Below are 20,957 nucleotides of genomic sequence, written 5' to 3' on the forward strand. Positions count from 1 at the left end.
AGCCCAATATGAAAGAACTAGACCCTCAAATGTTTCTAGCCGTCTTCCAGGAAATGCTCGGCCCCTTACTGTGGCTGCTGCTGGCCTTGGTCGGTGTCGGCACACTGGCTTTCGTCGCACTGCTGGCGCGCGAACGCAGAATCGCCTGGCGGCGCCTGGCCTGGTCAGAACTCATAGGCCTATTCGGCGGCGTGATCGCGCTGGTGTTCATGGCGAAAGTCTCGTCATCCGGCTACAGCGATGCCGCCGGCCCTGCCGACTGGATTCTCCTTGCCCTGATATTCGTGTTGGGCGCAATCGGAACCGCGGTCATCGCCTACACAGCCATCGGCTGGGTAGGCACGGCAACGCGCAAGCCGGCAGCCTGAGCCATTAGCCCCCCCACCCGGACTCAACCTTCCTTGCGCAGGGTGAATCTGGGGAAGAGGTTTTCGATTTCCTGCACCAGGTGTGTGCCGGGATAATCGGTAAACCGCAAATGGTTCAGATCGTCATTCCGACAGCCCGTAGTACGAAATACCTGCAATGCGTAATCAGTAACGCCGGCATCGGCCAGTTGCCGGGCCAGCCTGCGAATCTCATCGACATCGTGCAGGCGCGGATGAATGGTGGTGCGAACTTCATGGCTTACCCCGCTTTCCAGCACGGCCTGCAGGCTTTCGTATGCCGGGACACCGCTATCCCGTACCTGAGTGACGGCGTCGTAGCGTGCCGCAGTCGCCTTGATGTCCAGACCCACCCAGTCCACCAGCGGCAAGACCTGGCGCAAACGCCTGGGATGCGTGCCGCCGCTGTGCAGCCCGATCTGAAAACCAAGCTCGCGCGTTTCACGCAGAGCCGCTTCCAGGCCGGGATCCATGGTGGGTTCGCCGCCGCTGAACACAACGGCGTCGATCAGCCCGACACGGCGCGCCAGGAAAGCATGAACGGTCTTCCAGGCCAGAGGACTCTGTGCCGTACGTTGCTGCAAGTGGGGGTTGTGGCAATAGCCACAGCGCCAGGGGCAGCCTTGCACAAAGATCACTGCCGATAACCGGCCAGGGAAATCCGTGGCGGTAAAGGGCGTGATACCCCCGACTTTCAGGGTAACGCTTGTGGGCGAGGCAGCGGTCGACACGGCGTGATCAGGCAGCCAGGGTTTCGGCCGGGCTATGTGCTGCGTCACGGCCCAGGCCTGCAGCGCCTTCGGTGAAGTAGCGACGCTCATGGAATTCGCCTTTCTTTCCGATGTTGAACGAGGACACAGGGCGGTGATAGCCCATGACGCGTGTCCAGACTTCGCACGGTTGGCGTTCTTCGTTTTTCAATTCAATAACGGGGTTTTGTGCTGACATGGTCGGCTCCTTTTTCAGTAGGTTGGTGTAGAGAAAGATGGCACTGCCCTTACGCGACTTTCAGCTGTTTGCGTGCAAGAATTTCTTCGTCGCATTTCGGGCAGTATGGGTGGTTGCCGCTAAGATAGCCGTGCACCGGGCAGATCGAGAAAGTCGGGGTTACGGTGATATAGGGCAGGCGGAAACGGCTCAGGGCGCGCTTGACCAGTTCGCGGCAGGCTGCCGCACTGGATAAGGGCTCTGTCATGTACAGGTGCAAGACCGTGCCGCCGGTGTATTTGCATTGCAGGGTATCCTGACGCTCCAGGGCCTCGAAGGGGTCTTCGGTGTAGCCCACCGGCAACTGCGAAGAGTTGGTGTAGTAAGGCATCTCGTTTGTACCGGCCTGCAAAATGCCCGGAAAGCGCTTGCGGTCTTCCTTGGCAAAGCGATAGGTCGTGCCTTCGGCGGGCGTGGCTTCCAGGTTATACATATGGCCGGTCGCCTGCTGGAACTCCACCATGCGCGCGCGCACGTGATCAAGCAGACGCAGCGCGAACTCATGCCCCCAGCGTGTGGTGATGTCGTGCTCACCGCGCGTGAAGTTGCGTATCATCTCGTTGATGCCATTCACGCCCAGCGTGGAAAAGTGGTTACGCAGCGTACCAAGATAGCGGCGCGTATAAGGAAACAAGCCGTCGTCCATCAGTTGCTGGATTAGCTTGCGCTTGATTTCAAGGCTGTCGCGACCCAAGGCCAGCAATTCATCCAGGCGAGCGATTAAGGCGGCTTCATCGCCGGCATGCAGGTACCCCAACCTTGCGCAGTTAACGGTGACCACGCCCAATGAGCCGGTTTGTTCGGCCGAGCCAAACAGGCCATTGCCACGCTTGAGCAGCTCTCGCAAATCGAGTTGCAGGCGGCAGCACATGGAGCGGATCATGTTCGGCTTGAGCTCGGAGTTGATGAAATTCTGAAAGTACGGAAGGCCGTAACGAGCCGTCATTTCGAACAGCAGTTCAGCGTTGGGGCTGTGCCAGTCGAAGTCTTCCGTGATGTTGTAAGTAGGAATGGGGAAAGTGAAAACGCGGCCCTTGGCATCGCCTGCCATCATGACTTCAATATAGGCGCGGTTGATGAGATCCATTTCGGCCTGCAATGCGCCATACGTGAATGGCATCTCTTGACCGCCGATCACCGGCACCTGTTCGCGCAAGTCTTCCGGGCAGACCCAATCAAAGGTCAGATTGGTGAAGGGCGTTTGCGTGCCCCAGCGCGACGGTACATTCAGGTTGTAGATCAGTTCCTGCATGCACTGGCGCACGGCTTCGTAGCTCAAGGCGTCCTTGCGCACAAAGGGTGCCATATAGGTGTCGAAGGAGCTGAAGGCCTGGGCGCCAGCCCATTCGTTCTGCATGGTACCCAGGAAGTTGACGATCTGCCCGACAGCACTGGACATATGCCGCGGCGGCCCGGATTCCACGGTGCCTGGCACGCCATTCAGGCCTTCGTGCAACAGCGTGCGCAACGACCAGCCTGCGCAATAGCCGGACAACATATCCAGATCGTGGATATGTATGTCGCCTTCGCGGTGAGCCTGACCTATGTCCGATGGATAAACATGATCCAGCCAGTAGTTGGCGATTACTTTTCCAGACAGATTCAGAATCAGCCCGCCCAGGGAATAGCCCTGATTCGCGTTGGCGTTAACCCGCCAGTCTGCCCGGCTTAGGTACTCGTCTACCGATGCCCGTATATCAATCCGCGCCATGATGTAAATCCTTAAATATCCATATTTAGTGTTTTGTGAAACTCTAAACCACTACATATGGTGTTTCAAGGAAATCATCAAGCTAATTTCAAAAACCTTAATCCAGCTCAAATTCGCAGCCCAGCGCCGGAGCAGCCTAATTGCCCAGGCATTGACTTGTTATATCAATGCATATACAATGCATATATATTTTCAATTTGAGCTTCATTTTTTTGAGTACTCTAAATGCTAGGCAAACCCACTAAAGTGAAGCCCAATAAAAAAGATAGTCAGCTACTGATACGCATCAGTACCGCCGAGCGCGAACAGTTCCTGCAACTATGCGAAGAACTGGACACCACCGCCGCTCGTGAAATCAGGCTATTCATTCGCGCATTTATCAAAAAGCATGAATCCAGCGAATAGGCCTTTTTAGAAAGGAACGCAATATGTCCAAGAACGTCAAATCCCTCAAGCAAAAGATCAAAGCTCGCCAATCCAAAGTGGCAAAGCACGAAAGCAAGATCAAAGCGCTGAAAAAATCGCTGAAGAAAGCTGCTTAAGCTTTCAGCCGGCCCGGCTAACGGGCAACAAAAAAGCCTGGCCCTGGTTTCATACCGGGCCAGGCTTTTTTTGAAACTGTATTTATTTAAGGGCTAGAATCAGGTTAATATATTTAGGAACAAATACTAATAAATCGAGACATGCATGCCTATCGCCCAGATCAGTGCAGGTTCACAACGCTCCGTAGCGCTCGACAACAAAGGTACTGCCTGGGGATGGGGGGCATTCAAAACCGCCTACCCAAACCGACAAGAAACTCTTCCCGCAGAGATTTGCTCCACAGACAAATCCAAAATTGGCCACCACCGCTACGCTCAGCCATATGCGCAAATGCTCAACCCGGGTACGCCCTTTGACCTGATCGCCGATGGCAGCGTTCACATACTGGGGGCCTGCGGCAGCGGGGCTTTGCTGGCTTGCCGTCCCGTCATTGCACCAGACCACGGAGCAGCCCACCAAAAGCTTCAGGCCATCCCGCAAGGCATACGGCAGCTGGCCACCATGCACACCGTCAGCCTGGCGCTACTGAACAACGGCAGCATCTGGTCCTGGGGTTTCAATCACCTGGGCCAACTGGGCAGACCAGCGCATCCGGCGCACAACACCGAGGCGCAAATCAAGAATCTGCCTGCAATCGACAGCCTGGCCTGCGGTTCGGCACACGCTCTGGCCCTGGATCAGTCCGGCAATGTCTGGAGCTGGGGTGCAAACCAGGCTGGTCAGTTGGGCCACGGAACCCTTAAATCCTCCGACACTCCGCGCAAACTTGCCCTGCCTGATCCTGTTGTTCAAGTTGCTGCCGGCGATACGCACAGCATGGCACTCGATGCAAATGGCCAACTGTGGGCATGGGGCGCAAACAATCATGGCCAGACCGGCAGCGCCGACGCGGCTTTTTTTGCTGAACCTGTAAAAATCCAGCTTGATTTCCCAGTACGCCAGATAGACGGCGGGCAGTTCTACACCGCCGCCCTTGCCGACCAGGGCGAAGTCTTTGCCTGGGGCTGGAATGGACTGGGGCAAATCGGTTTGCCGCAACCGCATTCATCTCCGAAAGCGGTGCAGATTTCCGGCCTGCCGCCTGTCACCCGCCTGGCCGCTGGTGCAGGTCATGTTCTGGTCAGCGATGACGCAACTATTTTTGCCTGGGGCGACAACCGCAGCGCCGCCTGCGGCCGACCCGCCCAAGACACAGTAATCCTGACCCCCAATCCCATCCATCTGGCCTGAGGGCATCAGCATGAACAAAAGCGACCCATACCGCGCCGGTGCACCACTGGCAGCCACAGTCAATCCTGCCAACCCGAAGCGCCGCGATGTATTGCGCTGGTCCATGGGTCTGTCGGCCGGCCTGATACTGCCGCCGCTGGCTGGTTGCGGCAGCGGCGACAGTCAGGCAGCCACCGAAGACACCCTGCCTGAAGCCACCCGCATCTACGCCAAGGACGGCCTTATCGATATAGAGCTGGTGGCTGCGTATGCCAGCAACAGCGTTCAGTTCGCAGCAGGCGCACAAGACGTCTACCCCGGCACTTCGCAGTTGGTGAACGCCCACTTACGCAGCTTTAACAGCGGTGGCCTGGCCCCCACCCTGTACATGAATGCCGGCGACACTTTGCGCCTTTTGCTCAAGAACAGGCTGCCCGAAAATGATCCCGATGTATCTTCACTGAGCTATCTGAATTACCAGAACAGCACCAATCTGCATTTTCATGGGCTGCACGTCGATCCCAAAGAGATCCGTCCCGGGGTTTTTGGCGATTATGTGGTTGATACCCCCGATGCGGGCGTCAAGCCGGGCGCCGACCGCCAGCATGAAATCGCCCTGCCGCCACATCACGTCAACGGAATTTACTGGTATCACCCTCATTTGCACGGCTCAACGGCCACCCAGGTAATCAACGGCATGTTCGGCGCCATTGTGATCAATACGCCGCGTAACGACTTCAACCTGAACGACAGCATCCGCGAACGAGTCATTTTCGTGCACCGGCTGAACCTTTCCGATACCGGCACCAGCGACACACTGTATGACTACGTGGCCAACACCAACGGTGCATTCATGCTTAACGGTGCCTATCAGCCCACTATCGTGATGCGCCCCGGGGAAATCCAGAACTGGCATCTGATCAACTCAGACGCCTTCTATCCCTTCAATCCGGTGCTCGACGAGCACACCATGTGGTATTACGCCCGCGACGGAAACACGTTCCAGCGTCATTACCGTCCCATCACCGCCAGTACTGCGGCCCAAACAGACAACGCCCATTGGCCTGGCAGCATCATGTATCCGGGCAATCGCGATTCCATACTGGTGCAGGCCAGCAAAACACCGGGCACCTACTACTTGCGTTCTGCCAAGGCACCTTCAGGCATGAACCAGGAAATCGTGGCGCGCATAGTCGTTGAAGGCGCGCCGGTCGAAATGGATCTGCCCAGCCCAAGCCAGTTGCCCTTGTATAACAACTTCCTGCCCATTACCGATGCCGAACTGGCCGAGCATGGCGGCAAGACGCGTGCTGTGGTTCTGGCCATCGCCAACAAGGACAGCTCACTGTTCCCCCAGCCTATCCCGGCTGACGAAGAATGGTTTGTACCCCAAGCCGATGGCTCTTCCTTGGCCAACACGGTGTTTGCCACGGGCAACGAGGGAACCAAGCTTGCGCCTTTCCAATCGTCGCTGGCAGCAACCCAGACCGTAGCACTCAATGCCGTCGAGGAATGGACGCTCTATAACATGAGCGGCTATCCGCATCCCTTCCATATTCACATCAACGACTGCTATGTCATCAAGGTCAATGGCGAAGACATCGAACCCTATTGGGCGGATACCATTCCATTAGCTCCGGGCGGCACGACCACCCAACCTACGTCCATCACCTTCCGCAGTCGCTTTACCGACTTCACCGGCAAGTTTGTCTGGCATTGTCATGCACTGGACCACGAAGATATGGGCATGATGGAGCTGGTTGAAGTGGTTGCATGATTACAGTTGCCAAACGCCATGCACGGCATGGCTGGGCCGGCCTATCTGTCCAGCCATGACAACGCCAGCCTGGATAGATAGGTAGCCCCGAGCGGCAATACCTCATCGTTGAAGTCGTAGCTGGTGTTATGCACCAGGCATGGCCCGTGGCCGTGCCCCTCCTCGCGATGGTCGCCGTCGCCATTGCCTATGAAGGCATAGCAGCCTGGCTTGACCTCCAGCATGAAGGCGAAATCTTCGGCGGCCATGATGGGGGTTTGTGTAATCAACTGACCCTCGTCCACAATCTCCGCGATCACACCACGCGCAAACTCGGTTTCTGCTTCGTGGTTGAATGTGGCAGGATACTTGCGCTGGAAGTCGAAGTCGCATTGCGCCTCGTTGGCACTGCATGTCAATTCGGCAATCTCGCGCATGCGCCGCTCAATCAAATCCAGCGTTTCAGTGGTGTAGGCACGAACCGTACCGCGCATCTCGCAAGTATCGGGAATAACGTTGACGGCCTCTCCGCCGTGAATCATGGTCACCGATATGACCGCGACATCCAGCGGCTTCTTGTTCCGGCTGACAATGTTCTGGAACGCACCCAGAATCTGCGCGGCTATGGGCAAAGGATCTACGCCCAGATGAGGCATGGCGGCATGGCCGCCCTTGCCGCGCACCGTTACAGTGAATTCGCTGTTCGAGGCCAGCACCGGCCCCGGCGACAGGGCAAACGTGCCGCTGGGAATACCCGGCATATTGTGCATGCCGAATACCGCATCCATGGGGAACTGCTCAAACAGGCCTTCCTTGACCATTTCACGGGCGCCACCGGCCTGCTCTTCGGCGGGCTGGAAGATGAGATATACGGTTCCGGCAAAATCACGGTGCGCGGCCAAGTACTGGGCCGCACCCAGCAGCATGGTGGTGTGGCCGTCGTGGCCGCAGGCATGCATCTTGCCGGGGTGGCGACTGGCATGCTCAAACGTATTTGCTTCCTGCATCGGCAATGCGTCCATATCGGCGCGCAGCCCCACCGTACGTCCGTTGTCGGGCCTTTCGCCGCGTATGATGCCCACCACGCCGGTTTTCGCCAGGCCGCGATGTATCGGAATGCCCCAGGCCTCAAGCCGTTCGGCAACCAGATCAGCCGTACGGGTCTCTTCGAAAGCCAGTTCGGGATGTGCATGGATATCTCGGCGGATGGCGCGTAGCGCATCGGCCTGGGCGACGATAGCGTCGAGTAGCGGCATGAAAAGTATCGCTTTGATAGAACCAGGAAACCCAAAGTGTACCGAATCAGTATCTAAGCAGAGCCAGTACCTGTACTGGCCACCCTGGCGGCCCGTTCTTTTTCTACTCGTGCAGTCACATCGCGCGCCATGGCGACCGATCCCACTGCCGATCCGCTATCGTCCTTAACCAGCGCAAAAGTCATTTCCACATAAAGTTTGCGCCCGCTTTTGTGCACGGCGCGGGTCAGTGTCGGCCGCCCTTGCAGTTTGGTCTGACCATGCTCTATGGCTGCATTGAAACCGGCCCAATGAGCCGCACGTAAATGTTCAGGGATGATGGGATCAAGACCGTTGCCCAGCATTTCGCCAGCGCTGAAGCCGAACAGGGCACAGGCTGCCTGATTCCAGCGCGCGATGTTGCCCGCACGATCAACGTAGATCAGGGCGTCGGATACCTGGTCGATAATTCCTTCGGCCAGCAAGGGTTCATTGCTCATAATATTTTTCCCCAAAATTCACTATCACTTGATAGTACCGCCACACGACCTCAATGATGGAACTGCCGCAATTTTGAAACGTAGGTATGCGAGCATTAGGCCTCATCCATAAATGGATGGTGCCAAGCAGCTATTGGATACAGTGATGAACATTGCTTACCCGGAGTCTGAAATGCCCGCAATCAACCAAGTTTCCTCGCCCTATCGCAACTGGAAGGTCAAGCAGTACACCCCCTCGCTGGAAATGCGCCTGCTGCAAGAGCGCGCCCACCAGAATCAACCTCCATTGCTCTCTTTGCACGCCAAGGGCGAAACCCCGGAGCAAACCGCCGACACACTCAAGTAAGCGCGCCCGCAGCCGTTATCGATCATAGTCCGCGTGCGACAACGGCTGCACTGCCTGGTTCTCGCCTTCACGATGTAATATGTATGGGCAATATCACGCGCCGGCACTCGGCCACTCATTTGCTCAGCCGCCGGCAGCTCCTGGAAAGCGTGCTGCTTGCCGCTCCGCCATCGTTGAAAATTGCCAATATTGCCGGCCTCCAGGCAGCCCTGGCATTGCTGGTCGCTTCTTGCCACGGTGCATCTGTCGCCCTGGCCGCATCTGGTGGGTTTTCCCGCCCTGGGCGCACTGGCGGCCTTGTTCGGGCGCTACTCCTCGCAGCGTGACCGCCACCGCATTGTCCTGATTTGCGGACTTTTGCTGGTTGCCCCGGCGTAACGATTCCCTCACTCATCAGCTATATGGGCGCCTCGCGCCCGGTTATGGTGCTGGTGCTGGCATTATCCGCCGGACTCTACACCCTGGCCGTATCCGCCTGGCGCCTGGGAGGCGGGCCCGGGGCTGTCATTTTTGTTTTTGCGGCGGGTGCCGTACTTGGCCCGGTAGACAGCCTGGCCACGGTTGGCGAACGTACGATCGCCACCGCCTGGGCCGCTATTGGCGCCACTGCAGTCATGCAGGGAGCTCATCTGCACCTGACCATGAATCGGTCATTGCAGCGCATGGCAGGTACGGTTCTGGGCGCCTGTATTGTTTGGGCAATTCTCGCCCAGAATCCCTCGTTCTGGGCTATTGCCATTGCCGTCGTGTTTTTCCAGTACATCACCGAAGTCGTCATTGGCTTTAACTATGCCTTGGGGCAAGTCGCCATTACACCCATGGCATTGCTGATGACACACCTGGCCGCGCCTGTGGCACACAGCAATATGCCTGTGGAGCGCGTGATCGACACTATAGTCGGCGCCGCCATAGGCATAATCTTTGCGGTGATTTTCTCGACAGTCGACGACCATGCCTACCTGGCACGACGCCACGGCAAGTTCAAGCTCTGGCGGCGCAATCAATAGGTCGCGTGCGCCGTTATGACGTGGTGTCAAGGTAGCGCAATACGCCCTTCCCCACAGCGTGACCGCTGGCAAAACAGGCCGTCAGCAAATAGCCGCCCGTCGGCGCTTCCCAATCGATCATTTCTCCTGCGCAGAACACGCCAGGTAAGGCTCGCAGCATCAGGCTGTCATCCAGGTCATTAAAGCTCACGCCCCCTGCCGTGCTGATGGCCTCGTCCAAAGGCCGCATGCCATGCAAACGCACAGGCAGGCACTTGATAGCCTGCGCCAGCCGGCCAACGTCGGCAAAGTCTTCTTTTGACAGGCACTCACGCAGCAGCCCAAGCTTGGCCCCCTTCAGCCCAAGACGGCTGCCCAAATGACTGGACCATGAGCGCGAACCTCGCGAATGAGCAACTTCACGCTGCACACGGGCGTGGTCGCGATCCGGCAGCAAATCGATATGCAGCTGCGCCTCACCCTGCGCCAGCAAAGCGTCACGCAAGATGGATGACCAGGCATAGATCAGCCCGCCTTCCAGCCCATCCGATGTGATCATGCATTCGCCGCGCCGCATGGGTAGGCCGGCCGGTGCCATGGCAATGGATTTCAAGGGTTCACCGGAATGGCGTTCTGAAAAATGTGCACTCCAGTCCACCAGAAAGCCGCCATTGGCCGGTTGCAGGGGTTCGATCCCGACACCTTTGCCGGCCAGCACTATCTGCCAGGCACCATCAGACCCCAGGCGCGCCCAACTGGCTCCGCCCAAGGCCAGCACGGTGGCGTCATGCCGTCTGAACACCTGGCCCTCTGGCGTATCAAGCACTAATGCACCATCTTCGATCCAGCCTCGCCACCGGTGTCGTGCATGCAGGGACAACCCACTGCTGCGCAAACGCTGCAGCCAGGCGCGCAGCAAGGGCGCCGCTTTCATTTCCTTCGGAAAAACCCGCCCCGAGGAACCGACGAAAGTGTCTATACCAAGGCCATGTGCCCATTCACGCAGCGCCAATGCATCGAAATCATCAAGCCATGATGCCACCTGCGTGGCTCGCGCGCCAAAGCGCGCACGAAAAGCCTCGGCAGGCTCGCTGTGTGTCAGGTTCAGACCACCGCGGCCGGCCAGCAGGAACTTGCGCCCCACCGAGGGCATGGCATCGTAAAGGTCAACCCGCACCCCGGCATTCAGCAAGACCTCGGAAGCCATCAAGCCGGCAGGCCCGCCTCCGATCACAGCAACAGAAAAACTCGATAAATGCTTGCGCATTTTTGGCATTAAGGTTCCAGTCAGATACAAGAGCGTAACAAGAGACTTCTGGCAGACTCTAATTTATTTCAATGCAATGCAAAGGCACATCAAACACTTGCTCCGCACAAGTTTGCTCGATTACGCTGGCCTTCATGTTAAACATCAGGAGCAGGACCATGAAGCTAAGCCGTCACATCGCCAGGGTTGCGTTGGCTGGGTTAATCTCTCTGGCCACTGTAGGCACCGCCTCCGCCGACGATAAAACAACGAATACCATACTGGGTGCCGGCCTGGGTGCCGCTGCCGGCGCCGTGCTGTCAGAGGGCGACGTCATGATGACCCTGGGCGGCGCTGCCGCAGGCGGCGTGCTGGGGAACATACTTACAGAAGACCGCAAGTATCACCGTCACTGGAAGGACCATGATCGCTCGTACCGATCTGATCGACGCTATGCAGACAGCCGCAAATATCGCGGCAAGCATTACTACAAGAAGCACCATCACAAACGGCATCACCGTCACGACGACTAACGGCGCACCGCCAAAGGCTGGCAACTACTTTACAGCTGCCAGCCTTTGGTTCAGCGCATCCAGCGGCAACGCGCCATTGGCGCGTGTGCCGTCGGCAAAGATAATGGCAGGTGTACCTTGCACCATCATGCCCCGTCCTAGCGCCAGCACCTTTTCAACCGGCGTCTCACACACCGCTTCCGGCGGCACAATCCCGTCCAGCATCCAGGCGCGCCAGGTCGCGGCCTGATCTTCCGCGCACCAGATATTACGGGCCTTCTCGGTCGAGTCAGGCGACAAAATTGGGAACAGGAAGGTGTAAACCGTGATGTTGTCGACTTGCTTCAGCGTTTGGTGCAGGCGCTTGCAATAGCCACAGTTAGGATCTTCAAACACCGCTATCTTGCGTGAACCATCTCCTTTCACCTGCTGCACCGCCAGTTCAAGCGGCAAGGTATCGAAGGCAACCTTGGACAGCTCTTCCATGCGTTCAGCGGTCAGGTCGCGGCGGTTCCTGGCATCGATAAGCGCACCCTGAAGGACGAATTCGGCCGTTGCGTTCGTATAGACGAGATCACGACCTATCTGTACTTCGAAGAGATCCGGGAAGGGCGTAGGCCTGACCTCCTTGATCTGAATTCCGGGGAACCGACCCTCGAAAGCCGTCCGCACCGTTTCTGGCGTTGCTGCGCCCTGGGTTGCCGTCTGGGCCGGTTTGGCGGTCTCGCCGGCTTGGGATACAGCCTGCGCCTGCACTAGAGCGGGTGACGCAGCCAAGGCCAGGCCCGCCGCCATTATTTTTAATTTCAACAACATAAAATCCCCGAAAATTACTTGAAAAGCATGTTTATCTGCCTGCGCCGCCGATCAGCATGCGCTTGAGGAAAGGAATTCTGTCGACCATCTGCATGCCCGTATTGCGCCCCCAGGAAGCGGCCGCAGTCCGGTTGGCAAACAATCTGTGCAAGCCATCGGTGGTCATGCTCATGGCCAGAATGGGCTCGGCGCGGGCACGACGATATCGGCTCAGCACACGAGTATCGCCCACCCGTCGATAAGACTCTTTGGATGTCAGTACGTTCAACAGGTCGTGTACATCACCCAGCCCCAGATTAAGCCCCTGCCCGGCCAGAGGATGCACTCGATGCGCTGCATCACTGATCAGTGCAACACCGGGAGCGACCATGCCGCTGCTTTCCAGGAACAGCGGGAAACCAAACATCGGACTACGGACCCGCAAACGCCCCAGCCGGCCTCCGGTCGCCGCCAACAGACGGGTTTCCAGTTGTTGATTGCGCTCGGATTCGGGCAGGGCCAGCAAGGTTTTCGCCATGTCATCAGGCACGGACCAGACCATGGAGACTTGATGGCCGTCGGAGGTATCAGGCATGGGCAGCAAAGCCAGAATGCTTTCCCCGGTAAACCACTGCATAGCCACATTCTGTGACGGCAGTTCGCTGGTCAAATGTACGACGACGCCCTGGTCACCATATGCACGCGACTTGTGGCTGATGCCGGCCGCCTTGCGAACCGCAGACTGTGCGCCGTCTGCACCCACCAGCAAGTCCGGTTTCAAGGCACGCCCGGTATCAGTGAAAACCGTTGATGATTCCAGCCTTTGAAATCTTTCCGCATGCCAGACAATGCCAAATACCTGCACAGCTTGCTGCAGTACGCGCTCAAGCTCGCCGGACTCGACTATCCAGGCCAGGTTGGTCTGGGCCGCCTGCCAGGCATGCAAATGCACGGCACCGCTGGCATCGCCATACACTTCCATGGCCTCGACCGGTGTCACGCGCGCCATGTCGAGCATGTTCCAGACACCCAGACGATCAAGCAGCGCCTGGCTGCTGCTGGAGATGGCATAGACCCGTGGGTGATACACATCGGGCCCCAAAGCCTTTGGGGGCGTGCGCGGACCCAGCAGCGAGGCCTGGAAGCCGGCCCTGGCCAGACCCAGCGCCATGGCCAGGCCCGCAATACCGCTGCCGCACACCAATATGGATTCTTTACTCATCGCGCCGAAGGAGCTCCTGCCTGCTTGGGCCACAGCACCCAGACTTCACCCTGCTGCTTCATGCGGCCCGCCAGGGCGCCGGCTTCATCACCGAATCCCCAATAGTAATCAGTACGCGCTGCGCCCTTGATCGCCGCGCCCGTATCCTGGGCAAACACCAGGCGCTGCAGCGGTGTGCTGGATGCCGGCTGACGCGTAGAAAGGTACAGCGGCGCGCCCAGGGGCACGAACTGGGTATCCACCGCCACGGCGCGCTGCCCGATCAAGGGTATGCCATAGGCGCCCTTGGGCCCCAGCTCGGGATCGATAACAGCTTCTTCACTGAAGAACACCATCGCCGGATTGGCATTGAGCATTTCCTGCACTCGTGAAGGATTATTTTTCGCCCAGGTCTTGATATTCTGCATGGAGGCCTGTGCCAGCTTCAGCTCGCCTTTTTTGGCCAGCCATTGCCCTATGGACATATAAGGGCGGCCGTTGTGGTCGGCGTAGGCGAGACGTATGGTAGAGCCGTCAGTCAGCTGCGCACGGCCGGAGCCCTGTATTTGCAGGAAAAAAGCTTCAACCGGATCGTTGACCCAGACTATGGCACGCGGCTGGCGATCAGGCGATGCAGCAATTTCGGCACGGGTGTCGTAGGGCACGACACGCTTGCCCACCACTTTGCCGCGTACTCGTTTGCCTGCCAGATCCGGATAAACCGCGCCCAGGTCTATGGTCAACAAGTCATCGGGCACCGCGTATAACGGCCATTGGTAGTCACCCTGGCGGCTGCGCGATGCATGCACCAAAGGCTCGTAGTAGCCGGTAACGGTATTGCGCGCAGGCTTGCCGGCAGCATCGAGCAAGCGCCAGGGTTGCAAGTGCGTCTGCAAAAACTGGCGCACACTGGCTGACGGTGCACTGTCGGGATTCAAGCCGGATTGTGCCGCCGCAGCACAAACAGGCTGCCACACACGCGGCGTGGCTCGCGCCTGCTGAACCAGCGAGCCCGATACGGGGCGCATGAGCCCTTTGCAGTTGTTGATGAAGGCTTTCCAGACATGATCCAGGCCGTCGTTTTGCCAACCCGGCAAAGAGGCCCAGGATGTTTGCTGGAATTTGCCAGCCAATGATCTGGCCGGCGTTTCCGGCAACGCACCCAACGCAGGAACACGCAAGGGCTGTTCGGCAATATTGATGGGCGCGTCGGGCGCACCGGGGGAGGCACCGTCGGGCGTAACGGGAACGCTGCTGCAGCCAGCCAGCACGGCCAGCAGCGCAGTAAGGGACAATATTCTTTTCATAGACTCGCGAAGTCGGGTTTAGTGCAGTGTACGCGGCATAGCCAGCACGAATTCCTGGATGGGTACGTCGAATGGCACACCGTTTTCACCTACACAATGGTAAGACCCTTTCATGGACCCTACAGGCGTAGGCAGCGGACAACCACTGGTGTATTCGAAGCTGGCGCCCGGCTTGAGCAAAGGCTGCTGGCCAATGATGCCCAGTCCACGTACCTCTTGGACACGCTGATTGCCGTCGGTAATAATCCAGTGACGGCTGACAACCTGGGCCGCATGCTGGCCATTATTGGTGATTCGGACCGTATAGGCGAATACGAACTGCTGCTCATTGGGCTCGGACTGATCAGGCAGGTACTGTGGCGTAACCGTAACCGCAATGTCATATGGCTTCATGCCTACGCAACTCCTTGAATAGTATTGGCCGGCCATGAATAAAACCGTAATATTGGCAGAATAGCCGGCGCCAACCTGCAATAATGACATATTCACGCCTTGTTATTGCACCTTAACCGATTTTACGCACATGCCATTTACCCAACCTACCCGTATAGCCCCCAGCTTGCTGGCCGCCGACTTCGCCAGACTGGGCGAAGAAGTCAGGAACGTCGTGGCCGCAGGTGCCGACTGGATCCATTTCGACGTAATGGACAACCACTATGTTCCCAATCTGACAATAGGACCGATGGTCTGTGAGGCCCTGCGCCCCCACACTGATGCGCCCATCGACGTGCACCTGATGGTTGAACCGGTCGATGCCATTATCCCGCAATTTGCCAAGGCCGGGGCCAACATTATTACCTTTCACCCCGAGGCGTCCCGCCATGTTGACCGAACCTTGTCTCTGATCAAAGAGCATGGCTGTAAGGCAGGGCTGGTATTTAATCCTGCATCGTCCCTGCACTGGATGGATCACGTCATGGACAAGCTGGATGTAGTGCTGTTGATGTCGGTAAACCCGGGCTTTGGTGGTCAGAGCTTCATCCCCGGAACGCTGGCAAAGCTGGCCATGGCCCGCCAGAAAATCGACCGCTGGCAAAACAATGGCGGGCAAGCCATTGCCCTTGAAATCGACGGAGGCGTCAAGGTCAACAATATTGCAGAGATACGGGCTGCCGGCGCAGATACTTTCGTGGCCGGCTCCGCCATCTTCGGCCAGCCTGATTACAAGGCAGTGATCGATGCCTTGCGCAGCGAAATTCTCAAGGGTGAATCAGTGTCCGTCTGAACCGGGCGACGCCTTGCTGTCAGCGGCCCAAGGGCATTATTGCCGTTTTCGCGTTTTCAATGCGCTGCCTGGCAACAATGACCGCCGCTCGACGAATATGGAATTACCCGGAATCTTTTTCGCCTGGCTTTTGGCACGCGAGGCGAATTCGGCAATCTGATAGCTGGTCAGGGGCATACCTGCAGCCACCTTCACCGCCCCTATCGACAAACTGATAAGGGGATGAAAAACCGGCTCGCCCTGCCGGTTTTCTGCAACGTAGCCCCCGGCCTCAAGGTGCGCGGGCTGATAAAAAATTACGGTTTCCCGGGCAAAGCGGTCAAGTATCTGCTGGCAGCGCTCGCGCCAGTCGGTGCTGCGAAAGACGATAATGAAGTCGTCCCCGCCTATATGCCCCAGGAAATCGACATCCGGATCAATATGCTCGGCAAGCAGGCTTGCTGCCGTCTGTATGACTGCATCACCCTTGCGATAGCTGTATGAATCGTTGAAGGGCTTGAAGTGATCAAGGTCTACATAACAGACGCAGAAGGCAACCTTGCTGTTGAGCATAACGTCTATGTGCTCGTTGATGGGCACCCCACCAGGCAGCTGCGTCAGCGGGTTGGCGTGCTTGGCGGCCTTGATTTGCAGCGCTGTAATCTCGCGGATCAGATCAAAGCCTGTACCCACACCCTGATAGTTACCTTGTCGGGTAATGATGAACCCGTCGAACTGATGGCCCGAAGTGACCTCGGAGATCAAGTGTCCGATATCCTGCAGGGTGGTCTGGTGGTCAACAATGATGGGCTGGGTTTCAATGAAGTCGGCGCAAGGCTGCTCGCCACGCTGCGCACGATAAGAAGGCCTCGCCATGCGCTCAAGCAGGCGTGCACGGTAAAGCAGGCCGATGGGCACGCCATCGCGTAATACGGCCACCAGCTGCAATTCGGATTGCTCGCTAAAAATGGCATAGGCATCTGCAATTGGCCTGTTGTGCTCGACTACCGGCACCTGACGCAAAATACTGCTGACGGTCGGCGTCAGGTGCTCCGAGGTAGAGAATTGCTGATGCAGCGCCGGCGTGGGCAATACCTCAAGAATTTCCGTGCGCAATCTTGTGATCGGCGGGTAATCTGGTGCGGCCAGAAAGTACCCCTGTCCGTAGCGTATGCCCTGGCTGCGTATCCAATGGAACTCTTGCAGGGTTTCTATCCCCTCGGCAATCACGTGCGCACCCGATTTTCTGGCGATGTCGCAGATGGAGCGCACGAATTGTTGTTTGAGAGGATCCTGGTTGATGTCGCGGACCAGGTATTTGTCGATCTTGATGTATTCGGGACAGAGTTCAATCCAGAGTCTCAGGCTTGAATAGCCTTCGCCCAACCCGTCCATGGCAATCCGTACCCCGACGGATCGGTATTCCGTGATTGCCTGCCTGAGCTGGCCGCATCCTGGGATGGCCTGTGCACCAACAATTTCCAGAACGACGTTCGCCGGCGACAAGGCTCCGGTGTGGCTCAGCAGCATGCCGGCCTCCTGGCCGGACATTGCCAGTACTTCTACGCCCATGTTCAGGAACAGTTTGCCCTGGATGCCCAGACTATTGAAGCGATCCATGTGCAATTTCAGGCACCGCTTTTCCAGCGATGCCAATTGGCCGCATGCGCGGGCCACGTGAAACAACAGGCGTGGGTCGTGGAGATGGCTGTTGACGGGCCCCCGCACCAGGGCTTCGTAGCCCAGGATCGTGCCCGTGCGCAGATCTGCTATAGGCTGAAATGCAGAATCAAGCATGCCTTCCTGCAACACAGAGTGCAGCTCTGCTTTCAAGGCGGCCGTAACCGGCACCTGCAGCAGGGGCACTTCTGTGTTGGAGGCCTGCGAGGCTGCACCGTGAATCGGGGCTTCTGACATGTTTGAATTAGAACCTTCTCGGAGACATGCAGCAAACGCTACAATGCTTCACGCCTGCTGACATTCTGCCTGTTATTTTTTCACAATAGTATAGCCACATGACATTGACAACCATACTTTTCGATCTGGATGGCACTTTGCTGAATACCATCCCTGACCTGTCGCAGGCCGCCAACGGAATGCGGCAAGATCTGGGGCTTCCCCTGCTGCCCGAATCAACCATTGCCACATACGTGGGAAAGGGCACTGCAAACCTGGTGAAGCGCACCCTGTCGAACAACCCGAACGGCACAGTGCCCGACCAAAACGACATAGAGCACGGGCTGACGCTATTCAATCGTCATTACCATGCCTGCAACGGTCATAATTCCGTTCCGTATCCTGGCGCCCTGGAAGGGCTTCAGGCATTTGCCGACGCCGGCTACAAAATGGGCATCGTCACCAACAAGCCCACTGAATTTACCCTGCCGCTGCTGGAGCTTGCAGGCATCGCAGGTTTTTTCCAGTGTGTGGTCGGCGGTGACACCTGCGAACAGAAGAAACCCCATCCCATGCCGTGGCTGCACGCCTGCTCACTGCTGAATTCCGAGCCTCATCAGACTTTGGCCGTAGGCGATTCCGTCAATGATGCGCTGTCCGCCAGAGCAGCCGGACTGACCGTGCTGGCAGTCCCTTATGGCTACAATGAAGGCATGGACGTGCGTGATCTTGAAGTCGATGATATAGTTACGTCCATTGCCGAGGCAGCCCGTTGGGTCGCCAATTGTAAAACCGAATACCAAGAATCATGACCACTACCCTTTATTGCACCGCAGCCCCCCGCGCCTACTGGCGCTGGTGGCGTTTGTGTTCTGGGTAGCGGTAATTCACTCCCGGCACCAAGACTCTGTCTTTTTCGTGCCGTCAGCATTACCAGGAAAGCAGCCCGGAACCAATGAATGGCCGGGCTTTTTTGATTCCTGTCCCGGTCTGTATGTAAACCACACAGAGACCCCTCATGACAGAAATCGAATTCAACGCACTGGCAGCACAAGGCTACAACCGCATACCTCTCATCGCGGAAACCTATGCCGACCTGGACACGCCCCTGGCGATTTACCTGAAACTGGCGCACAGCGGCCCCGAGGGCGGGCGCAACAGCTGCCTGCTGGAGTCAGTCGTGGGCGGTGAGCGCTTTGGCCGCTACTCCTTCATAGGCCTGCCCGCCAAGACGATCATACGTGCCAGCGGCACGACCACAGAGGTCGTACACCAGGGAAAAGTCGTCGAAACCCACGAAGGTGACCCCCTGAGCTTCATCGAGGCCTACCAGGCTCGCTTCAAAGTCGCGCTTCTTCCCGGAATGCCCCGCTTTGCGGGTGGCCTGGCGGGCTATTTCGGCTACGACAGCGTGCGCCACATAGAACCCCGCCTTGGACCTGCAGTCAAACCCTTCCCGGCCGGACAGGAAGAAGGCACGCCAGACATCATGCTGCTGCAGGTTGATGAACTAGTGATTGTCGATAATCTTGCGGGACGCACCTATCTGATGGTGTACGCCGATCCCGGCAGGCCTGAAGCCTACGTTCTGGCCAAGCGCCGCCTGAAGGAATTGCGCGAAAAGCTGCGCACTCCCGTAGTGATTCCCTACGCCTATGCCAGCATGCAAACGACTGAACGGCGCGATTTCGAGAAACAGGACTACATCAGTGCCGTGCTCAAGGCCAAGGAATACATTGCCGCCGGCGACCTGATGCAGGTACAGATCGGGCAGGTCATTGCCAAACCCTTTCGTGACTCGCCGCTGTCCTTATACCGCGCCTTGCGCTCGCTGAACCCCTCGCCATACATGTACTACTGGAACTTCGACAATTTCCAGGTCGTGGGCTCTTCTCCGGAGATCCTGGTCCGCCAGGAGGTCGTCACCGAAGCCGAGCGGCAAAAGAACATCATCACCATCCGTCCCTTGGCGGGCACCCGCAAGCGTGGCGCGACGCCAGAAGAAGACCTGGCGCTGGCCGAAGAGCTGACCGCCGATCCCAAGGAAAGGGCCGAGCACGTCATGTTGATCGATCTGGCCCGAAACGACGTTGGGCGTGTAGCCAAGACCGGCACCGTAAAAGTAACCGACACCATGACCATCGAGCGCTACTCACACGTCATGCACCTGGTATCGAACGTGGCCGGCGAACTGAACGACGACATGAGCAATATGGACGTCCTGCGTGCCTCCTTCCCGGCCGGGACGCTGACCGGCGCTCCGAAAGTACGGGCAATGGAAATCATTGACGAGCTGGAACCGGTGCGTCGTGGCATTTACGGCGGAGCCGCAGGTTACCTGAGCTATGGCGGCGAAATGGATGTGGCCATTGCCATACGCACCGGCATTGTTAAAGACGGCATGCTGTACGTGCAGGCTGCAGCGGGCATTGTGGCCGACTCGGACCCTGAAAAAGAATGGCAGGAAACGGAAGCCAAGGCACGCGCCGTCCTGCGCGCCGCCGAGCAAGTCCAGTTTGGCCTTGATGAACCTATTTAATACGCAACGCATAGCCCGGAGAAGCACATGTTATTGATGCTTGATAATTACGATTCGTTTACCTACAACCTGGTGCAGTACTTCGGCGAACTCGGCGAAGAGGTGCGCGTGCTGCGCAACGACCAGACAACTGTGGCAGAGATTGCCGCCATGAATCCGGCACGCATCTGCGTATCGCCCGGCCCCTGCTCACCGGCCGAAGCCGGCATATCCATAGAGCTGATACAGCACTTCGCCGGCAAGTTGCCCATACTGGGCGTATGCCTGGGCCACCAGGCCATCGGGGCAGCCTTTGGCGGTGACATTGTGCGCGCAAAACAGATCATGCACGGCAAGGTTTCCAGCATTACGCATAGCGGCACCGACGTTTTTGCCGGTCTGCCGTCACCTTACGACGTTACCCGATACCATTCCCTTGCCATCAAGCGTGAAACCCTGCCCGAGTGCCTGGAAGTCACGGCCCAGACCGACGATGGTGAAATCATGGGGGTACGCCACAAGACCATGCCGATCTATGGCGTGCAGTTCCACCCGGAATCGGTGCTCAGCGAGCACGGCCATGCTTTACTGAAAAACTTTCTGGCGATCTAATGCAGAT

The 20,957-nt window shown here is 57.7% G+C and carries 23 protein-coding genes; 12 read left to right on the forward strand and 11 right to left on the reverse strand.

The window, feature by feature from the left end; genetic code table 11:
- The first annotated feature begins 8 nt into the window (after positions 1 to 8).
- Positions 9 to 368, forward strand: coding sequence for a DUF5368 domain-containing protein (locus LKR43_RS05155; RefSeq protein WP_227682871.1), 360 nt, complete (start codon positions 9 to 11; stop codon positions 366 to 368).
- Positions 369 to 391: 23 nt separating this feature from the next.
- On the opposite strand, the gene LKR43_RS05160 is transcribed toward LKR43_RS05155, so the two are convergent.
- From LKR43_RS05160 to LKR43_RS05165, 3 genes are read right to left on the reverse strand one after another with little or no spacing between them, the layout of a single operon-like run.
- Complete coding sequence (locus LKR43_RS05160; protein ID WP_255675970.1) at positions 392 to 1,207, reverse strand: anaerobic ribonucleoside-triphosphate reductase activating protein; 816 nt, start codon at positions 1,205 to 1,207, stop codon at positions 392 to 394.
- Complete coding sequence (gene nrdD, locus LKR43_RS16185) at positions 1,125 to 1,334, reverse strand: anaerobic ribonucleoside-triphosphate reductase (protein WP_255675971.1); 210 nt, start codon at positions 1,332 to 1,334, stop codon at positions 1,125 to 1,127. Before nrdD ends, LKR43_RS05160 begins: the two co-directional genes overlap by 83 nt.
- A gap of 49 nt (positions 1,335 to 1,383) precedes the next feature.
- The gene (locus LKR43_RS05165) at positions 1,384 to 3,084 is read right to left on the reverse strand and encodes a ribonucleoside triphosphate reductase (protein WP_255675972.1); all 1,701 of its coding nucleotides are present in this window, start codon (positions 3,082 to 3,084) and stop codon (positions 1,384 to 1,386) included.
- 225 nt (positions 3,085 to 3,309) lie between these two features.
- Between LKR43_RS05165 and LKR43_RS05170 the strand changes: the two genes are divergently transcribed.
- The 3 genes from LKR43_RS05170 (at position 3,310) to LKR43_RS05180 (ending at position 6,613) form a co-directional block, all read left to right on the forward strand.
- A complete protein-coding gene (locus LKR43_RS05170) occupies positions 3,310 to 3,489 on the forward strand; it encodes a hypothetical protein (protein ID WP_227682873.1) in 180 nt (59 codons plus the stop codon).
- 282 nt (positions 3,490 to 3,771) lie between these two features.
- On the forward strand, positions 3,772 to 4,857 hold the full coding sequence (locus LKR43_RS05175; protein WP_227682875.1) for an RCC1 domain-containing protein: 1,086 nt from the start codon (positions 3,772 to 3,774) through the stop codon (positions 4,855 to 4,857).
- Positions 4,858 to 4,867: 10 nt separating this feature from the next.
- Positions 4,868 to 6,613 carry a multicopper oxidase family protein gene (locus tag LKR43_RS05180; RefSeq protein WP_227682877.1) on the forward strand — a complete coding sequence of 582 codons (1,746 nt, stop codon included), beginning with the start codon at positions 4,868 to 4,870 and terminating at the stop codon, positions 6,611 to 6,613.
- A 41-nt stretch (positions 6,614 to 6,654) separates the two neighbouring features.
- Here LKR43_RS05180 and LKR43_RS05185 read toward each other — a convergent pair whose 3' ends face one another.
- Both LKR43_RS05185 and LKR43_RS05190 read right to left on the reverse strand, forming a co-directional pair.
- Positions 6,655 to 7,848 carry a M20 aminoacylase family protein gene (locus LKR43_RS05185; RefSeq protein WP_227682879.1) on the reverse strand — a complete coding sequence of 398 codons (1,194 nt, stop codon included), beginning with the start codon at positions 7,846 to 7,848 and terminating at the stop codon, positions 6,655 to 6,657.
- A 53-nt stretch (positions 7,849 to 7,901) separates the two neighbouring features.
- Entirely contained in the window at positions 7,902 to 8,327 is a 426-nt protein-coding gene (locus LKR43_RS05190) for a PAS domain S-box protein (RefSeq protein WP_227682880.1), read from the reverse strand.
- A 172-nt stretch (positions 8,328 to 8,499) separates the two neighbouring features.
- On the opposite strand from LKR43_RS05190, the gene LKR43_RS05195 reads away from it, so the two are divergent.
- From LKR43_RS05195 to LKR43_RS05205, 3 genes are all read left to right on the forward strand, one after another.
- On the forward strand, positions 8,500 to 8,673 hold the full coding sequence (locus tag LKR43_RS05195) for a hypothetical protein (RefSeq protein WP_227682882.1): 174 nt from the start codon (positions 8,500 to 8,502) through the stop codon (positions 8,671 to 8,673).
- A 180-nt stretch (positions 8,674 to 8,853) separates the two neighbouring features.
- Complete coding sequence (locus LKR43_RS05200; protein ID WP_227682883.1) at positions 8,854 to 9,051, forward strand: hypothetical protein; 198 nt, start codon at positions 8,854 to 8,856, stop codon at positions 9,049 to 9,051.
- 23 nt (positions 9,052 to 9,074) lie between these two features.
- Positions 9,075 to 9,680 (forward strand): FUSC family protein, encoded by a 606-nt coding sequence (locus LKR43_RS05205; protein WP_227682884.1) that lies wholly within the window; start codon positions 9,075 to 9,077, stop codon positions 9,678 to 9,680.
- A gap of 13 nt (positions 9,681 to 9,693) precedes the next feature.
- Here the strand turns inward: LKR43_RS05205 and LKR43_RS05210 are convergent, their stop codons facing one another.
- Positions 9,694 to 10,935, reverse strand: coding sequence for a TIGR03862 family flavoprotein (locus LKR43_RS05210; protein ID WP_227682885.1), 1,242 nt, complete (start codon positions 10,933 to 10,935; stop codon positions 9,694 to 9,696).
- A gap of 149 nt (positions 10,936 to 11,084) precedes the next feature.
- Between LKR43_RS05210 and LKR43_RS05215 the strand changes: the two genes are divergently transcribed.
- Complete coding sequence (locus tag LKR43_RS05215) at positions 11,085 to 11,438, forward strand: hypothetical protein (protein ID WP_227682886.1); 354 nt, start codon at positions 11,085 to 11,087, stop codon at positions 11,436 to 11,438.
- A gap of 24 nt (positions 11,439 to 11,462) precedes the next feature.
- Here LKR43_RS05215 and LKR43_RS05220 read toward each other — a convergent pair whose 3' ends face one another.
- Genes LKR43_RS05220 through apaG form a run of 4 tightly spaced genes read right to left on the reverse strand, consistent with a single transcriptional unit; the run spans position 11,463 to position 15,113 of the window.
- The gene (locus LKR43_RS05220; protein ID WP_227682887.1) at positions 11,463 to 12,233 is read right to left on the reverse strand and encodes a DsbC family protein; all 771 of its coding nucleotides are present in this window, start codon (positions 12,231 to 12,233) and stop codon (positions 11,463 to 11,465) included.
- A 31-nt stretch (positions 12,234 to 12,264) separates the two neighbouring features.
- Positions 12,265 to 13,434 carry an FAD-dependent monooxygenase gene (locus tag LKR43_RS05225; RefSeq protein WP_227682888.1) on the reverse strand — a complete coding sequence of 390 codons (1,170 nt, stop codon included), beginning with the start codon at positions 13,432 to 13,434 and terminating at the stop codon, positions 12,265 to 12,267.
- A complete protein-coding gene (locus LKR43_RS05230) occupies positions 13,431 to 14,720 on the reverse strand; it encodes a murein transglycosylase A (RefSeq protein ID WP_227682889.1) in 1,290 nt (429 codons plus the stop codon). Before LKR43_RS05230 ends, LKR43_RS05225 begins: the two co-directional genes overlap by 4 nt.
- A gap of 18 nt (positions 14,721 to 14,738) precedes the next feature.
- Complete coding sequence (gene apaG / locus LKR43_RS05235) at positions 14,739 to 15,113, reverse strand: Co2+/Mg2+ efflux protein ApaG (RefSeq protein ID WP_227682891.1); 375 nt, start codon at positions 15,111 to 15,113, stop codon at positions 14,739 to 14,741.
- Positions 15,114 to 15,243: 130 nt separating this feature from the next.
- Here apaG and rpe point away from each other — a divergent pair, with 130 nt between their 5' ends.
- Positions 15,244 to 15,945, forward strand: a complete 702-nt coding sequence (gene rpe / locus LKR43_RS05240; RefSeq protein ID WP_227682892.1) for a ribulose-phosphate 3-epimerase — start codon at positions 15,244 to 15,246, stop codon at positions 15,943 to 15,945.
- A 36-nt stretch (positions 15,946 to 15,981) separates the two neighbouring features.
- Here the strand turns inward: rpe and LKR43_RS05245 are convergent, their stop codons facing one another.
- On the reverse strand, positions 15,982 to 17,841 hold the full coding sequence (locus LKR43_RS05245) for a bifunctional diguanylate cyclase/phosphodiesterase (RefSeq protein ID WP_227682893.1): 1,860 nt from the start codon (positions 17,839 to 17,841) through the stop codon (positions 15,982 to 15,984).
- Positions 17,842 to 17,939: 98 nt separating this feature from the next.
- Between LKR43_RS05245 and LKR43_RS05250 the strand changes: the two genes are divergently transcribed.
- The 3 genes from LKR43_RS05250 (at position 17,940) to LKR43_RS05260 (ending at position 20,950) form a co-directional block, all read left to right on the forward strand.
- A complete protein-coding gene (locus LKR43_RS05250) occupies positions 17,940 to 18,632 on the forward strand; it encodes a phosphoglycolate phosphatase (RefSeq protein ID WP_227682894.1) in 693 nt (230 codons plus the stop codon).
- Positions 18,633 to 18,838: 206 nt separating this feature from the next.
- On the forward strand, positions 18,839 to 20,359 hold the full coding sequence (trpE, locus tag LKR43_RS05255) for an anthranilate synthase component I (RefSeq protein WP_227682895.1): 1,521 nt from the start codon (positions 18,839 to 18,841) through the stop codon (positions 20,357 to 20,359).
- A 27-nt stretch (positions 20,360 to 20,386) separates the two neighbouring features.
- Positions 20,387 to 20,950 carry an aminodeoxychorismate/anthranilate synthase component II gene (locus LKR43_RS05260; RefSeq protein ID WP_227682896.1) on the forward strand — a complete coding sequence of 188 codons (564 nt, stop codon included), beginning with the start codon at positions 20,387 to 20,389 and terminating at the stop codon, positions 20,948 to 20,950.
- The last annotated feature ends 7 nt before the right edge of the window (positions 20,951 to 20,957 follow it).

The organism is Pusillimonas sp. MFBS29 (assembly GCF_020687695.1).
Classification (GTDB): Bacteria; Pseudomonadota; Gammaproteobacteria; order Burkholderiales; family Burkholderiaceae_B; genus Pusillimonas_C.

Excerpts from the sequence above, each read along its gene's own strand:
- LKR43_RS05155 (WP_227682871.1), top strand. The coding sequence starts at position 9 with ATGAAAGAACTAGACCCTCAAATGTTTCTAGCCGTCTTCCAGGAAATG.
- LKR43_RS05160 (WP_255675970.1), bottom strand. The coding sequence starts at position 1,207 with ATGAGCGTCGCTACTTCACCGAAGGCGCTGCAGGCCTGGGCCGTGACG.
- nrdD (WP_255675971.1), bottom strand. The coding sequence starts at position 1,334 with ATGTCAGCACAAAACCCCGTTATTGAATTGAAAAACGAAGAACGCCAA.
- LKR43_RS05165 (WP_255675972.1), bottom strand. The coding sequence starts at position 3,084 with ATGGCGCGGATTGATATACGGGCATCGGTAGACGAGTACCTAAGCCGG.
- LKR43_RS05170 (WP_227682873.1), top strand. The coding sequence starts at position 3,310 with ATGCTAGGCAAACCCACTAAAGTGAAGCCCAATAAAAAAGATAGTCAG.
- LKR43_RS05175 (WP_227682875.1), top strand. The coding sequence starts at position 3,772 with ATGCCTATCGCCCAGATCAGTGCAGGTTCACAACGCTCCGTAGCGCTC.
- LKR43_RS05180 (WP_227682877.1), top strand. The coding sequence starts at position 4,868 with ATGAACAAAAGCGACCCATACCGCGCCGGTGCACCACTGGCAGCCACA.
- LKR43_RS05185 (WP_227682879.1), bottom strand. The coding sequence starts at position 7,848 with ATGCCGCTACTCGACGCTATCGTCGCCCAGGCCGATGCGCTACGCGCC.
- LKR43_RS05190 (WP_227682880.1), bottom strand. The coding sequence starts at position 8,327 with ATGAGCAATGAACCCTTGCTGGCCGAAGGAATTATCGACCAGGTATCC.
- LKR43_RS05195 (WP_227682882.1), top strand. The coding sequence starts at position 8,500 with ATGCCCGCAATCAACCAAGTTTCCTCGCCCTATCGCAACTGGAAGGTC.
- LKR43_RS05205 (WP_227682884.1), top strand. The coding sequence starts at position 9,075 with ATGGGCGCCTCGCGCCCGGTTATGGTGCTGGTGCTGGCATTATCCGCC.
- LKR43_RS05210 (WP_227682885.1), bottom strand. The coding sequence starts at position 10,935 with ATGCCAAAAATGCGCAAGCATTTATCGAGTTTTTCTGTTGCTGTGATC.
- LKR43_RS05215 (WP_227682886.1), top strand. The coding sequence starts at position 11,085 with ATGAAGCTAAGCCGTCACATCGCCAGGGTTGCGTTGGCTGGGTTAATC.
- LKR43_RS05220 (WP_227682887.1), bottom strand. The coding sequence starts at position 12,233 with ATGTTGTTGAAATTAAAAATAATGGCGGCGGGCCTGGCCTTGGCTGCG.
- LKR43_RS05225 (WP_227682888.1), bottom strand. The coding sequence starts at position 13,434 with ATGAGTAAAGAATCCATATTGGTGTGCGGCAGCGGTATTGCGGGCCTG.
- LKR43_RS05230 (WP_227682889.1), bottom strand. The coding sequence starts at position 14,720 with ATGAAAAGAATATTGTCCCTTACTGCGCTGCTGGCCGTGCTGGCTGGC.
- apaG (WP_227682891.1), bottom strand. The coding sequence starts at position 15,113 with ATGAAGCCATATGACATTGCGGTTACGGTTACGCCACAGTACCTGCCT.
- rpe (WP_227682892.1), top strand. The coding sequence starts at position 15,244 with ATGCCATTTACCCAACCTACCCGTATAGCCCCCAGCTTGCTGGCCGCC.
- LKR43_RS05245 (WP_227682893.1), bottom strand. The coding sequence starts at position 17,841 with ATGTCAGAAGCCCCGATTCACGGTGCAGCCTCGCAGGCCTCCAACACA.
- LKR43_RS05250 (WP_227682894.1), top strand. The coding sequence starts at position 17,940 with ATGACATTGACAACCATACTTTTCGATCTGGATGGCACTTTGCTGAAT.
- trpE (WP_227682895.1), top strand. The coding sequence starts at position 18,839 with ATGACAGAAATCGAATTCAACGCACTGGCAGCACAAGGCTACAACCGC.
- LKR43_RS05260 (WP_227682896.1), top strand. The coding sequence starts at position 20,387 with ATGTTATTGATGCTTGATAATTACGATTCGTTTACCTACAACCTGGTG.